The following is a 13,654-nucleotide window of genomic DNA, read 5'->3' as shown; positions in this document are numbered from 1 at the left end:
CCGGCACGTTGCGGGGGCGGTGACGCAGACCGGCCGCGGCCATTGATGGCCGTTTCCCTTTCGGCGATTGTTTGTTGTGTGCTCCGGCACTGAAGATCGTTCATCCCGCACGGCATTACGGGCCCGGTAGGGGTAAAAGGCAGGGTTCGACGTCCGTAATCCTGCAAGCCAGTACCTGTCCTTGCCGGGCCTCGAAGGGGCCGCGGCAATCGGCTGGGGCGGCACGGCGGCCGATCGGCTGTCATGGAGGGCTAAATCCGAAGGTCGACCCCGGGCATCTCACGGCTACGTCCCGCGCCCCGCCTTGAGGCCATACATCGCGCGGTCGGCTTGCCCCAGCAGTGCGTCCGGATCGCCGTCTCCCGGGCCGGAGGCCCAGCCTAGAGTCATCGCCAGGGTGATCTCGCCCGCAGCAAGCTGGACCGGCCGGGACACCGCCGCCTGCAGTCGCTTCCCCTCGGCTTCGGTTGAATCCTCGCCAAACAGTAGCACCGCAAACTCGTCACCCCCGACCCGGGCCACACAGGCCGGCTCGCTGAGCGCCTCCTCCAGCCGGCGGGCGACGACTCCCAGCAGCTCGTCACCCGCCGCGTGTCCGAACCGATCGTTCACCGGCTTGAACTGGTCGAGATCGATGAAGCCTACGGAGAACGCTTCGCCGGTCCGTTGGGACCAGGCGATTGCGTCCTGCAGGCGCTTATAGAAAGCCCGCCGGTTGGGTAGACCGGTCAGCGGGTCATGGCTAGCCTCGTGCTGCAGCTGGCGTCCGGCCTCGTCGAGCTGTGACGCCTGCTCGCGCAAATCATGGTGCATGGTCACCAGGGTCCGCCGGGTGAGCAGAATCAGAGCCAACGCGAACACCACGCCGCCGCCACCGAACACCAGCATGAAGCGCTGCGTGTGCGCCCCGACTTCGCCTGCGCGCTCGGCTGCCGCTTCCATCTGTGCGCGTTCATGTGCTCGCAACGCCTCGATGGAGCTGTCGAACTCGCGATCAAGATCAAACAGACGCTCGCTCAGGATCGCCATGGCCGGCTCGAGCTCCTCGCGGGCCGCCAGGTTCACCACCTGGTCTTGCAGCTTCACGATCTGCGGGATCAGGGCATCCTGTTCCTGGAGCTTTGCCCGCGCCGAATCCTCGGTCACGCGCTCATCGAGGGCTGCGCGCACCTCGCCGACCCGGTGCCCCCAGCGGTGGTACTCCATCATCAGGTCATCACGCTCGAAGGGGTCGTCGGTGATGACCTGATTCACCATGGTCTGGTGGCGATTGTAGGCGGCCTCCAGCAGATCGGACGCCAGCTGGATGCGCTGTCCTCGCTCCTCCGTGATGTGATGCAGCTCGTCCAGCAGGCGCTGGTTCTGCCACAGGCTGTTGCCCACAATCACAATCATGCCCGCCAGCAGGACCACGAAAGCGACCGTGATGGCGTTCAACAACCGCCCGCTGATCCGCTGCACCTTTTGCGAGAACTGCATCGACTCCTCCTTTCAGGAGGCGAGCATGAAAAGCACCCTCCCGTGGGTCAAGCACCCGGACAGTCGCCCGGATTCCCGACATTATCGGATCAAACGGTGGTTTCTGACTCGAAGGTGAGGCGGAGGGCAAGAGGTGAGGTCTGCCCCCGCTATTGGCCGCGGTCATTGCCAGGCCTCGCAGAGGCCGTGGCAATCGGTTGGAACTGCCTGGGCTCCAACCGGCTGTCAGGGGGCAAAAGGCAAGGTTTGACCCCCGATGTTAGCATTTCAGGCTCAGAAACCGCCCTTGAGAGCAGGAAAATCTCGTGCCTACAGAGGGTTACCGTGTTCCGACCCCGTCATGGTTCGGGTGTCTGTTTAGACCCTGGCGACACGCTCAACAATTCTTTCGCAAATTGAAGGCGTTCCTCTACCTTCTGGCGGTCCTCAACTTCGGGCTGTCCCTCGCGAGCCCCACGGGCAATCATTTCAGCGTGCCGTAATAGCGCAGCGCGATCCTCTGGCCGCTGTGCGAATCTCGCGACCTCGGCGATCGTTTCCAGCAGGCGGACAGTAACCGCGGTGTTAGAGCGGGACATTTGTCGGATCTGGTTGAAGGCCGCATCTGTGACGTCCACAAAAGTAGACCCTGGGGCAATCACCCTCAGCTGATCCGTACTGTCATAACGATAGGGCGATGGCATGTCTCGCGTAGCCAAACGACTCAACGCGGACGCCAGGTGGTCTACGCACGTAATGGCCGTGAACGGGTCATTCACTCCCGAGGAGAGGGCACGCAGAGCGACCTCCACGAGTTGGGTAACCGCGAACTCGATGTCCTGGCCCGAAGTCCGCTGGTTACCCAGGGCAAAGGTGTTGTTGACCTGATCCGCGGGCACATCGGCCGCCCTCTCTCCCGGCCAGACCAGCATAAGCGGGCCGCCGGAGACCACATAGTCGCCGGGTACCCGCTCCAGTCGAATGACCACATCCTTTTGCATCGCCAACTCGATCAAGGCGTCCGTGTCGATGAACTGAATGTATCCGTCCGCGCTCGCTGGAATGGGACGAGCCTCCCGGTCAAATGCGTCCAGAAATGCCGACTCGGGTGGTGTTGCCGACGTCCGTGGCTTCGCCCGCCCGATGTGTTCCGGAAACAGGCGGTCCACCCCGGCGATCAACTCCTCGCTCACGCGCGCCACGATTTCGTTGGCCTGCATCGAAACAGACACGTGGTGAATGAAATAGATCAGCACCCCCACGCTCGCGACCGCAAAGAGCACGCCGAGCGTGATTGATACATGAGGAACGAAAGCAACCTCCTCCGCGCGCCGGATGGTAAGGAGGACGAGCAAGCAATACAGGAAGGTGGCGACGAACGTGCCCAGCACGACCTGAGTCGTCGTATCGCGCAGGAAATTGCGGAGCAAGCGCGGCCCCAACTGCGACGTCGCCAGCGACAGGGCGACCAGCGTCATCGAAAACACAACTCCAGCGATGGTGATCATCGATCCGGCGATGATCCCCAGCACGGCGCTGGCCCCCTCGGCTCCAGCGGTGAATGTCCAGCCCCACGAACGCAACAACCAGTTCGTCACCGGCCTATCCAGGGCGACGCTTATGAAGGCCAAAAACACCGCGCCCAGGGCCATCATGGTGGGGATGAACCATAAGCTGGATCGAATGCGGTCCCAATACCTGAAAGTCAGTGTTTTCACTATGACGCCTCATTCACTCACATGCTGTCCGCCGGCTTACCGTGGTCTGACCCCGTCTTCCTCGATTCTCCCGACCCCGGGAGATCCTATCTTCCGTGGAGGAAGAACAAGGCCGTGTTTCTACAGAAGAGTACGCCGCGTGTCGTCAGAGTGGGGACTTCGGGGTCAGGCCTTGCCTTTTGCCTGTCTGTCCCCACGGGACTTCGGGGTCAGGCCTTGCCTTTTGCCTGAGAAAATAAATCTGTCCCCGTTTTTCTTGCTAGATCTTGCCCCTTGCTCGGTGCGGCCAGCGTTGGCTGAATGGGCAAAAGGCAAGATCTGACCCCGTAGGCCCTTGATGCGAGGGCAAAAGGCAAGGTCTGACCCCAAAGTCCTCTCGATGGGCCGGAAGACGCAATTGAACCGAACCTGAAGGATGTCTATATTGGTACGGTACTCCCGTACGTTTGAGGTCCGGCATGGAAACAGTCAGCGTGAACCGGTTTCGCGAGAACCTGAAGGCCTTCGTGGAAGAGGCCGTCACTACGCACACGCCGCTCAAGGTCACGCGCCGAGCGGGTGAGGCCTTTGTGGTGATGAGTGCGGATGACTGGGAGCGGGAGCAGGAAACGCTCTACGTCCTGCAGAACTCCAGCCTGATGCAGCAAATCGCCGATTCGGCCGTTACCCATCGGAAGGGAGAAGGCTACCGTCCCACGGAAGGGGAGATGGATGAGATCACTGGTATTCGAGGGTAATACCTGGGCCGCCTACGAAACGCTCCGGGAGCGCGACCCAAAGCTACATCGAGCCCTGCGCCGAACCCTCAAGGAAATGCTCCGAAACGACCCGGCCACAGGTACGGGTAAGCCGGAGCCCCTTCGGCATTCGCTGTCGGGCTTCTGGTCCCGGCGTCTCTCCGCCCGGGATCGCCTGATCTACCGCTTCGACGACCAGGCGATCTACATCTTCGCCATCGGTGGCCATTACGACAGGCTCTGAACCTCTGGCGTCCGGGACTTAAACGGACTTAAACGGGGACAGATTTCTTTTCGGCCGCAAGGATGCGGCGGTGATGCAGGAGGAGAGGTATGCCAAGGATGGCGCGAGTGGTGTTGCCGCATATGCCGCACCATGTGGTGCAGCGCGGGCACAATCGGCAGGTCGTGTTTGCGGAGGACGAGGATTACGAGCGGTACCTGGAGGACCTGCGGGAGCTGAGTAGTGCGCTGGATATTCGGGTGTACGCGTACTGCCTGATGAGCAACCACGTGCACCTGTTGCTGGGGCCAGGCGAAGAAGTGGCTGCAATGGGCCGCTTGATGAAGGCATTGGCGGCGCGTGCCACGCGGTATCGCAATCGACTGGAAGGGCGCTCCGGTACGTTGTGGGAAGGGCGCTACAAGTCCAGCCCGGTGCAGACAGAGACGTATCTTCTTGCGTGTACGCGCTACATCGAGTTGAACCCGGTACGAGCGCGAATGGTGCCGGCCGCCGGAGCGTACCCCTGGTCCAGCTACCGCCAGCGCATGGGCGAGGCGGAGTGCTGGATCGATTTCGACCCGGCGTATCGCGAGCTCGCGGCTGACAACGCCGAACGGCGTGTCCGCTATGCGCGGTTCGTGGAGCAGGGCGTCCCGGAGCAGGAGCTGTCGCTGATGCGCGAGGCATTGCAGCGCGGCCAACTCACCGGCAACCAGCGTTTTGTGGATGAGGTGGAGCAGATCATCGGTTGTCGCGTTGAGCGGCGGCGTCCTGGCCGTCCGCCGTCACGTCCGACGTGAGAAAATAAATCTGTCCCCGTTTTTCCCTGTCCCCGTTTTTCCTCCGTCACGTCCGACGTGAGAAAATAAATCTGTCCCCGTTTTTCATCACGAGAGTCGCCTATGGCTTATAACGCGGAGCGAAGCGGCGGCCCGTCAGGGACGTCCACCTTACGCGAATTGTTATGTGATTGTCGGTCCGGTAGAAAAGGTTACCAATACTGAGGATCATTGAATGCCTCAACGCAATAAGCCTGGCCCAGCGGGAGTTCAAGACTGCCTCCATCCAACGACTGCCCCAGCCACCCCTCTGGATGGGTTAGTTTAAACGGCGCTTTAGCAACCTCCTGAGGTACGTGCTCGAAACCCACTTTCGAATAGAAGTTCGGATTACCATAGGTAAAAATGAGTCCGACACCCTGTTCACGCAAGTGCTGAATGCCAAGATTAATCAGTTTTTGGCCAACGCCTATGCGCTGATGGCCTGGATCAACGGCAACCGGTGACAACATAAACGCTTTTACGTGGGCGCTGAATGACAATCTCGTGAAAAAGATACAGCCGACTATCCGCCCTTGCTCGGTAGCGATGAACCCGAACATGTCATCGGTCTCCGTTCCATTCATCAACTCATGCACCAAATGTCCGATCCGCTTTCCCTCGAACTCACCTTCTGAATCAGAGAACGTCCGGGTAAAGAGGGCCTCTATTTCCTGTCGATCAGACTGGCTATACGCCGAAACTTTCATGTCTTGGGAGCCCTATGAAGATCGTTCAGGAATCGCTCGCGCTCACACATAACGCCAAGCTGAGCGGCGGGCGTGAAGCGAACGCGGAAAGCCCGTCCGGCGGAGGCCCGGACAGGGCCGGGGCGAACTCGAGCCACTGGTTGAGACGCTAGTGGCCATTGCCGATTCTCCCCCAAGCTTCACTGAATTCGTCCACACAATATGATCTCGGCTGGAGCCAATAACTGACCCGGCGGTCCTTCTCGCCCCTATGAGCCAAATCGCGCACTTCGCTAGGTCGAAGAATATACGTCGATGGCTCCTTCCCAATATTATTGACCACTACCCACCAGTCACCCATGATCTTGTCGAGGCTCGAACCCAGCGGTACGGGAGCCCGCTTTGTTAACGCCTTCACCTGGACACCAATGAACTCAGTCCCCGTCTTGTCATAGGCAATAAGGTCGATTCCGCGTGCGTTTCGAGCAGTTGGCATCACATTCCAGCCCAATCGGGACAGGTGATAGCACACATAATACAAACCAATATTACCAGTGACCTGTGTCTCTAGCTTCACATTACCTCTCTCTGCGTCTTAACAGTGATTGGGTAGCGCGCACGGATATTGGATGAACGTGCGCGCGTGTTTGATTGGATATTGAACCGGGCGCGTGGCGTCAGAAACCGTCGTTAAATCAGGCGGATGTGTCGCCGCGGTGGTTTTTAGCAGCGTGTTATCTCGCGCGGCTGTCGATGCGGGTTGGGGCCATGGCCGGGCGGTGAACCCTTGATGCTGCTGGTCGATTGCCATGTCAGGCGCCAGTGGTCGTTGTCCGTCGCGGCCTGGCCGAGGATTTGGAGGGCGGCGAGGACCTGGAGGATCGACTTCGTGGGTTTGCGCTTGAAGTGGCTGGCCAGGGCTTCCGGGGTTTGGGGGCCGATGGCGAGGAGGCGGCGGACGGCTTCGACCTGGTCGGGCATGGATTTGGGCCAGGTGGGCTTTTTGGCCGGTTCGGTCGGGGTGTCGGCGGCGGCCTCGGGTTTGGCTTCCAGCGTGGCGGTGGTCTGGGTGGCTTCGGGGGCCTGGTAGTCGGGGCGCAGCCAGCGGATGTGGCCCTGGGCTTCTTCGGCGGCGCGTGCCGTGTTGAGTGTGACAAGGCGGCTGAGGAGTTCTTCTTCGGCTTCGGCCTGGTCGGCGCCGTTTGTCCGGCAGCAGGGTGGTGGCGCCGGGGCGGCCGACGAGGCGGTCGGCGAGGTCGTTCCAACCGTAGGCGTCGAAGACGGCGCGGTCGAGGTCGTCGCGCAGTTCGTGTAGGGGTGAGCCAAGGCGGGTTGCGGTGGGCGACACCGGGTTCAGGCTGTAACTTTTGTTTGGGTGAGGCGGAACGGACGACAGGTGCAGGCGGATGGATGTCTGCGCCGTCATCACCGAGTACCCTCCAGCAGGAGCTGGTTGGGCGCGGGTTCGCGGAAGAATTCGCCCCGGAACTCGCGGCGCGCGCGGATGCGGTGGTTTGTGCACTCGACCATCTGCGCTTCGGAGTCCCAGCTGTCGCAGCCTGCCGGGACCTCATACTGGGCGATGAACGCGCGTTCAAACGCTCGTTCCGTTCGGGCCTCGGCGGCTTCGCGCTGACGGATCGCCTCTTCGCGCTGACGGGCCGCCTCTTGATGCCGGTGTTGCTGTTGCAGGCGTTCCTGTTGACTGCGCAGACCGTCGATCGCCGGTTTGACGAGCTGCTCTGCTGCTTCGTTCTGAACGACTCCCAGTCGCTCCAGCATGTTGTTCACGGCCCGGATCTGCATGTGGTAGTGCAACAGGTAGGCTAGGGCGAGCACGAGCGCCAGGATTAGCACGATCATGAGGAGTTGCTTGGTGCTCCGGTCCATCGCCGGCTCTTCCGAGTGACGAGGTTGCCGTCCCCGTTTACGACGGGGCGGCCCGTCGCGGTCGTAATCTCGGTCTGATAGCCCCATCCGTGCAGCTCTCTCGTTGGTTGTCCAAGTTGTTCGTCGGCTCCTTCGGGGAGACCATATCAATCTTGAGCAAATGGCGCGTGTGCATGCAGGCGTAGCCGCAATTACTGGAGCAGGGCGGAGTTCGGTACGATGCCAGGGAACGACGGCATTGATGCCAAGGGATGGGATGACGAGGGAGCGCGCAGGGACTGGCGGGGCTGGTCGAGCGGTTGTCTCCGAACGGTTTACATATTCGGCAGACAAGGAGTGTTGTAGTGCGCGTTAGGAGGCAGAGTTTTAGGCGGGGGCAGGGGGCGTCACGATGCTGATCTACACGGCCGATAAGCGCCGGTTCATCGAGCATGTGCGCGGCAACGAGATCGAGGATCGCATTCTGGCAAGGATGCTGGGAAGCGGGAAGGGCAAGCCCTCTCCCAACGAGATCACGTCCTGGCGCAACTCGATGCAGTACATGGAAAACGTGCTCAGCGCATCCAGGATCCCGGATGATGCGGGCGTGGCGATCGAATACATGATCCCGCAGACCTCGAAGCGGGTGGACTTCATTCTGACGGGGCGCAACAGCGACGGGCGTGACACAGCAGTGATCGTCGAGCTTAAGCAGTGGGAGCATGTGGAGGCGACCGAGAAGGATGCGCTCGTGCGCACCTTCGTCGGCGGACGGGAACGGGAAGTCACGCATCCGTCCTACCAGGCGTGGTCCTATGCGGCGCTGCTGGAGGACTACAACGAGACGGTGCAGACCGACAATATCGGGTTACATCCCTGCGCCTACCTGCACAACAGCTTGTCACCAGCCATCGGGGATGAGCGTTATCACGAGCACCTGGAACGCGCCCCGGCCTTCCTGAAGGCGGATACCGAAAAGCTCGCCCGGTTCCTGAGCCAGCATGTGCGCGAGGGGGATGCCAACGACATCCTCTATCGGGTCGAGCACGGTCGGATCCGTCCGTCGAAGTCGTTGGCGGATCATCTGGCGTCACTTCTGGAGGGCAATGCCGAGTTCCTGATGATCGATGACCAGAAGCTGGTTTTCGAGAGCGCGCTGGATCTTTCCGCGATCGCCGAAGAGCACGGGAAACAGGTGTTCATCGTGCAGGGCGGACCGGGGACCGGGAAGTCGGTGGTGGCTGTGAACCTGCTCGGGGAGCTAACCCGGCAGGGCAAGGTGGCCCAGTACGTGACGCGTAATGCGGCGCCCAGGGCGGTATACGAGGCCCGACTGACCGGCACGATGAAGAAGAGCCGGATCAGCAACCTGTTCCGAGGTTCCGGTTCCTATCACGAGACGGAGCCGGACACGTTCGACACCCTGATCGTGGACGAGGCCCACCGGCTGAACGAGAAGTCGGGCATGTATCAGAACCTGGGGGAGAACCAGGCCAAGGAGATCATCCGCGCCGCACGCACGGCGGTGTTCTTTCTGGACGAGGAGCAGCGGATCCACTGGAAGGATATTGGCTCGCGCGAGGAGATCGAACGGTGGGCGAAGGCCGCCGGGGCGACTATCCACTACGCTGAGTTGCGCTCGCAGTTTCGCTGTGCCGGTTCTGACGGCTACCTGGCCTGGCTGGATCAGGCGCTGCAGATCCGGGAGACCGCGAACGAGAACCTGGACGAGCTGGATTACTCGGTCGAGGTCGTCAATTCGCCCATCGAGCTGCGTGATCGCATCTTCGCGCGGAACGTGGAGGCCAACCGGGCGCGGCTGCTGGCTGGCTACTGCTGGGACTGGGACAGCAAGAAGAACGCGGAGGCGATGGATATCCGGTTCGCGGAGCACAACTTCGCGATGCAGTGGAACCTGGACAAGGACGGTTCCACTTGGATGATTCAGCCGAATTCGGTGCACCAGATCGGCTGTATCCATACCAGCCAGGGGCTGGAGCTGGATTATGTGGGCGTGATCATCGGGCCGGACCTGATCGTACGCGATGGCGAAGTGATCACGGTCCCGGAGGCGCGTTCAAAGAACGATGCCTCCATCAAGGGCTACAAGAAGGCACTGAAGGAAAACCCGGATCAGGCGCGCAAGAAGGCCGACCAGATCATCAAGAACACCTACCGCACGCTGATGAGCCGCGGGATGAAAGGGTGCCTGATTTGGTCGGCGGACCCGGAGACCAACGAATACTTCCGCGCGCTTGTAAATCGAGACGCTGGAGAGCCTGATGTGGCGGACGCCGGCGACGTCGATACGAATACCCTGCCGTTCCCGAAACTAGCACTGGAGGAGGTCGAGCCTTTCGAAAATGCGTTGCCGGTGGTTTCGTTCAAGGCGGCTGCTGGCGGTTTCAGCGACCTGCAAAATGTTGAACAGAATCCGGAGGCTTTCGATTGGGTGACACCGCCCGACTTCATCGCACCAAAGCCCGGCATGTTCATCGCCCAGGTAGTCGGGGGATCGATGAATCGCCGGATTCCGGATGGGGCGTGGTGCCTGTTCGCGCCGCCTGGGGGCGGCACGCGCGAGGGCAAGATCGTACTGGTGCAGCACCGCGACATCGACGACCCGGATACGGGTGCCAGTTTCACCATCAAGCGTTACCACAGTGAGAAAATCGCCGATTCGGACACGGAGTGGCGCCATGCTCGGATCATCCTCGAGCCGGAGTCCAGTCTGCCGGGCTATCAGCCGATCATGCTGGAGGAGGATGCGCTTTCCGAGTTAGTGGTCGTGGGCGAATACGTCGGTCAGCTTGAGGGTTGAGGGAGTTCGTCCAGGTCGCTCAATCGTGCCGTACGGTCGCCTGCGTTCTCGTGATGACGGCTGTTAAAGCTCGGAGTACTTACGTGCGTTGCCGTGGGCCTTTTCCACCGGGTACTTGCGGGCGTTCATCTCCAATTTGTCGCTGGCGGCTTCCACCAGATCGATATCGAGCTTGCGCGCGAGGAGCAGCAGGTAGATCTGCACATCTGCGATCTCTTGCCGGACCGACTCACGGGCCTCGCCGGATAGCGCTCGCGATTGTTCCTGAGTTAACCACTGGAAGTGCTCGATCAGTTCGCCGACCTCGCCGGCCAGCGCCATCGACAGGTTCTTGGGCGAGTGGAACTGGGCCCAGTCGCGTTCCGTTACGAACGCTTCTACACGAGAAGCCAGTTCTTCCAGTGCCTGTGTACCGTTCGATCCTTCGCTCATGTTTACCCCTCGGCGTGATTGCTCTGCTCCCGGCATCGTAACGGATTCACTCCCGCTGTTCCTTACGAGCTACTCGGTGCCGATTGGGTGTCCGTCGCGGGGCGTGTGAAGACTTCTTGCAAGGAGAGGAGACCTCGGTGCACCCAGGATGACGAGGTGAGGTTAGAGTAGTGAGCAGTACCGGTCCGAGAACGGTCGCAGTGGCAAGCCATCCACAGTACCCTTGGGCTTGAGAGGGGTCATGGCCTTTGTCTTCTTGAGTGGCAGGCTCTTCGCTTAGTCCGGTGGCGCAAACCGGCAATCCGATTGCTGCACGGAGCACGAGCATGTCGGCAAGACAACAAGTTACGGAACTCTTGCGCAGCGCTGACATCGAGGTCGGCGGCGAGCGGCCCTGGGATATCCAGGTCCACGAAGAGGGGCTGTATCAGCGGATTCTGGCCGAGGGGTCGCTCGGCACCGGCGAGGCCTATATGGACGGCTGGTGGGACGTCGAGCGGCTCGACGAGTTGTTCTTCCGGATCCTCCGGGCGCACCTGGAGCACAAGGTGCGCAGCCCCGCGGTACTCGGCCGGGTGCTGCTAAGCTGGCTCGCCAATGAGCAGAGTCGCCGGCGCTCGCGGCGGGTCGCGGAGCAGCACTACGACCTCTCGAACCGGCTCTACGAGGCCATGCTCGGGCCGACCATGCAGTACACCTGCGCCTATTACGGCCCCGACGGGGCCGAGGCGACCCTGGACGAAGCCCAGCGCGCGAAGCTGGACCTGATCGCGCGCAAGCTGCATCTGGAGCCGGGCATGCGCGTGCTCGAGCTGGGCGGCGGGTTCGGCGAACTGGCCCGGTATCTGGCCGCCGAGCACGGCTGCGAGGTGGACAGCTACAACATCAGCAGCCAGCAGGTGGAGTACGCGAGAGGGCTCTGCGAGGGCCTTCCGGTCGATGTCCGGCAGCAGGACTACCGCGAGGCGGCCAGGGAATCCCGGCAATACGATCGTGTTGTGAGCATCGGGCTGATGGAGCACGTCGGGCCGAAGAATTTTCGCGCTTTCTTCGAACTCGCGCGCTCCCGTCTGAAGCCCGGTGGCCTGATGCTGCTGCACACCATTGGCGGCAACGTCAGCCGCAGGAGTACCGACCGCTGGATCGCCAAATACATCTTTCCCGGTGGCGTGATCCCGTCCGAGGCGCAGCTCACCCGGGCCAAGGAGGGGGTGTTCGTGCTGGAGGACTGGCACAACTTCGGCCCGGACTACGACCGCACCCTGATGGCCTGGGATGACAATTTCGTCGCCGCCTGGCCGGAGCTGAAACAAAGCGAAGGCCTGGACGAACGCTTCTATCGGATGTGGCGCTATTACCTGCTCAGCTGTGCCGGCGCGTTCCGGGCCCGTCATCTGAATCTATGGCAGCTCGTGCTCAGTCACGGGGATCTGCCGCGTTACGAGCCGATCCGATGAGCAGCGCCGCCTGGGCCGCCCACCGCAATCGTGTGGAGGCGATGGCCGCCGCGCTGGCCGGGTCCGACGGCCCGGTGCGCCTCAGAAAGTCCACCAGCAACCTGTTCAGGCCGCGCGAGGAGGCCCGCCGGACGGAGATCGACGTGGCTTCGCTCAACCACGTGATCGAGATCGACGCCGAGGCCTGCATTGCCGAGGTGGAGGGCATGACGACCTATGCCGACGTGGTCGACGCAACCCTGCCGTACGGGCTGGCACCGGCCATCGTGCCGGAGCTCAGGAGCATTACGGTCGGCGGCGCGACCACCGGGATCGGCATCGAGTCGGGCGCGTTCCGCTACGGCCTGGTGCACGACACGGTGGACGAGCTCGACGTCATGGTCGCCGACGGGCGCGTGTTGACCTGCTCGCGCGAGCAGCGCCCGGAACTGTTCCACGGCTTTCCGAACTCCTACGGCAGCCTCGGGTACGCCACGCGGGTCCGGCTGCGGCTGATTCGGGTGGAGCCTTATGTGCGGCTCGAGCACACCCGCTTCCGCGACCCCGAGGCGCTGTTTTCCGCAATCGCCGAGGAATGCGCGCACCCGACCTGCGCGTTTCTCGATGGCGTGTACTTCGCACCCGGCGATTTCGTGCTGACCCGCGCGCATTGCGTGGAATCGCCGCCGGCGGGCACCGAGGCCAGCGACTACACCTGGATGCGCCAGTACTGGCGGAGCCTCCGCGAGCGGCGCGAGGACTATCTGAGCATCCACGATTACCTCTGGCGCTGGGACACCGACTGGTTCTGGTGCAGCAGGAATGTTGGCGCCCACCTCAAGCCGGTGCGCCTGCTGCTCGGGCGCAAGCGCCTGTCGAGCGTGACCTACCAGAAGATCATGCGCGCCAGCCGCCGCTGGCCGCTGAGCCTGCTCCACGCCGTACGGCCGCGCAGCGAGGCGGTGATCCAGGACGTCGACATCCCGATCGCCAACGCCGCGGCGTTTCTGGCCGATTTCGAGGCCGAAATCGGGATCCGTCCGGTGTGGATCTGCCCGTTTGTCGTGCCAGAGGCCGGGTTCTCGTTGTTCGAGCTGCGTCCCGATACGGCGTACATCAACTTCGGCTTCTGGGACATCGTCCGTTCCAGCGAGCCCGACGGTTATTACAACGCTCGGGTCGAGGAACTGGTCGCGAAACACGGCGGCAAGAAGAGCCTGTATTCGCGCAGCACCTACGACGAAGCCACCTTCTGGCAGAACTACGACCGCCCGGCCTACGAGGCCCTCAAGCGCGAGTGCGATCCAGAAGGGCGCTTTCCGGGGCTCTATGAAAAGGCGGTGAAACGGGGCTGAGGCCGGTTGGGCCCCGGGCGGGAAACGGCTGTCCGCATCCCCGTGCGTTGCGCGGCGGGAACGCGCGCCGACCGGCAAGCGCCCAATCGCCTGTG

At 62.1% G+C, this 13,654-nt stretch carries 11 protein-coding genes and 1 pseudogene; 6 read left to right on the top strand and 6 right to left on the bottom strand.

Annotation, left to right across the window (positions count from 1 at the left end; all coding sequences use genetic code 11):
* Positions 1–285: 285 nt before the first annotated feature.
* Both F817_RS0109620 and F817_RS13790 read right to left on the bottom strand, forming a co-directional pair.
* Entirely contained in the window at positions 286–1,479 is a 1,194-nt protein-coding gene (locus F817_RS0109620) for a diguanylate cyclase domain-containing protein (protein ID WP_024327452.1), read from the bottom strand.
* A gap of 338 nt (positions 1,480–1,817) precedes the next feature.
* The gene (locus F817_RS13790) at positions 1,818–3,176 is read right to left on the bottom strand and encodes a DUF2254 domain-containing protein (protein WP_051132340.1); all 1,359 of its coding nucleotides are present in this window, start codon (positions 3,174–3,176) and stop codon (positions 1,818–1,820) included.
* 458 nt (positions 3,177–3,634) lie between these two features.
* Here F817_RS13790 and F817_RS0109610 point away from each other — a divergent pair, with 458 nt between their 5' ends.
* The 3 genes from F817_RS0109610 to F817_RS0109600 all read left to right on the top strand — a co-directional run bounded on the left by F817_RS0109610 (position 3,635) and on the right by F817_RS0109600 (position 4,939).
* Positions 3,635–3,913 (top strand): type II toxin-antitoxin system Phd/YefM family antitoxin, encoded by a 279-nt coding sequence (locus tag F817_RS0109610; RefSeq protein WP_024327451.1) that lies wholly within the window; start codon positions 3,635–3,637, stop codon positions 3,911–3,913.
* Entirely contained in the window at positions 3,888–4,157 is a 270-nt protein-coding gene (locus tag F817_RS14260; protein ID WP_081644481.1) for a Txe/YoeB family addiction module toxin, read from the top strand. Before F817_RS0109610 ends, F817_RS14260 begins: the two co-directional genes overlap by 26 nt.
* A gap of 89 nt (positions 4,158–4,246) precedes the next feature.
* The gene (locus F817_RS0109600; RefSeq protein ID WP_024327449.1) at positions 4,247–4,939 is read left to right on the top strand and encodes a transposase; all 693 of its coding nucleotides are present in this window, start codon (positions 4,247–4,249) and stop codon (positions 4,937–4,939) included.
* Positions 4,940–5,130: 191 nt separating this feature from the next.
* Here F817_RS0109600 and F817_RS0109595 read toward each other — a convergent pair whose 3' ends face one another.
* From F817_RS0109595 to F817_RS0109585, 3 genes and pseudogenes are all read right to left on the bottom strand, one after another.
* Positions 5,131–5,667: a GNAT family N-acetyltransferase gene (locus tag F817_RS0109595; protein ID WP_024327448.1), complete on the bottom strand. Its 537-nt coding sequence runs from the start codon at positions 5,665–5,667 to the stop codon at positions 5,131–5,133.
* A gap of 789 nt (positions 5,668–6,456) precedes the next feature.
* Positions 6,457–6,973: pseudogene (locus F817_RS13785) on the bottom strand (class I SAM-dependent DNA methyltransferase); the annotation flags it as partial.
* 98 nt (positions 6,974–7,071) lie between these two features.
* Positions 7,072–7,536, bottom strand: coding sequence for a hypothetical protein (locus F817_RS0109585; RefSeq protein WP_029681086.1), 465 nt, complete (start codon positions 7,534–7,536; stop codon positions 7,072–7,074).
* Positions 7,537–7,927: 391 nt separating this feature from the next.
* Here F817_RS0109585 and F817_RS0109580 point away from each other — a divergent pair, with 391 nt between their 5' ends.
* The gene (locus F817_RS0109580) at positions 7,928–10,336 is read left to right on the top strand and encodes a DNA/RNA helicase domain-containing protein (protein WP_024327446.1); all 2,409 of its coding nucleotides are present in this window, start codon (positions 7,928–7,930) and stop codon (positions 10,334–10,336) included.
* A gap of 63 nt (positions 10,337–10,399) precedes the next feature.
* Here F817_RS0109580 and F817_RS0109575 read toward each other — a convergent pair whose 3' ends face one another.
* Positions 10,400–10,768: a nucleotide pyrophosphohydrolase gene (locus tag F817_RS0109575; RefSeq protein WP_024327445.1), complete on the bottom strand. Its 369-nt coding sequence runs from the start codon at positions 10,766–10,768 to the stop codon at positions 10,400–10,402.
* Between the two features lie 326 nt (positions 10,769–11,094).
* Between F817_RS0109575 and cfa the strand changes: the two genes are divergently transcribed.
* Together cfa and F817_RS0109565 are read left to right on the top strand one after the other, a co-directional pair.
* A complete protein-coding gene (gene cfa, locus F817_RS0109570) occupies positions 11,095–12,225 on the top strand; it encodes a cyclopropane fatty acyl phospholipid synthase (RefSeq protein WP_029681085.1) in 1,131 nt (376 codons plus the stop codon).
* Positions 12,222–13,559: an FAD-binding oxidoreductase gene (locus F817_RS0109565; RefSeq protein WP_024327443.1), complete on the top strand. Its 1,338-nt coding sequence runs from the start codon at positions 12,222–12,224 to the stop codon at positions 13,557–13,559. Before cfa ends, F817_RS0109565 begins: the two co-directional genes overlap by 4 nt.
* Positions 13,560–13,654 lie beyond the last annotated feature (95 nt).

The organism is Thioalkalivibrio sp. AKL19 (assembly GCF_000420165.1).
Classification (GTDB): Bacteria; Pseudomonadota; Gammaproteobacteria; order Ectothiorhodospirales; family Ectothiorhodospiraceae; genus Thioalkalivibrio.
This window is presented reverse-complemented; position numbering and strand designations above follow the sequence as displayed.

What these genes read in the sequence shown, in the direction of transcription:
- F817_RS0109620 (WP_024327452.1), bottom strand. Translation starts at nt 1,479, where the DNA reads ATGCAGTTCTCGCAAAAGGTGCAGCGGATCAGCGGGCGGTTGTTGAAC.
- F817_RS0109610 (WP_024327451.1), top strand. Translation starts at nt 3,635, where the DNA reads ATGGAAACAGTCAGCGTGAACCGGTTTCGCGAGAACCTGAAGGCCTTC.
- F817_RS14260 (WP_081644481.1), top strand. Translation starts at nt 3,888, where the DNA reads ATGAGATCACTGGTATTCGAGGGTAATACCTGGGCCGCCTACGAAACG.
- F817_RS0109600 (WP_024327449.1), top strand. Translation starts at nt 4,247, where the DNA reads ATGCCAAGGATGGCGCGAGTGGTGTTGCCGCATATGCCGCACCATGTG.
- F817_RS0109595 (WP_024327448.1), bottom strand. Translation starts at nt 5,667, where the DNA reads ATGAAAGTTTCGGCGTATAGCCAGTCTGATCGACAGGAAATAGAGGCC.
- F817_RS0109585 (WP_029681086.1), bottom strand. Translation starts at nt 7,536, where the DNA reads ATGGACCGGAGCACCAAGCAACTCCTCATGATCGTGCTAATCCTGGCG.
- F817_RS0109580 (WP_024327446.1), top strand. Translation starts at nt 7,928, where the DNA reads ATGCTGATCTACACGGCCGATAAGCGCCGGTTCATCGAGCATGTGCGC.
- F817_RS0109575 (WP_024327445.1), bottom strand. Translation starts at nt 10,768, where the DNA reads ATGAGCGAAGGATCGAACGGTACACAGGCACTGGAAGAACTGGCTTCT.
- cfa (WP_029681085.1), top strand. Translation starts at nt 11,095, where the DNA reads ATGTCGGCAAGACAACAAGTTACGGAACTCTTGCGCAGCGCTGACATC.
- F817_RS0109565 (WP_024327443.1), top strand. Translation starts at nt 12,222, where the DNA reads ATGAGCAGCGCCGCCTGGGCCGCCCACCGCAATCGTGTGGAGGCGATG.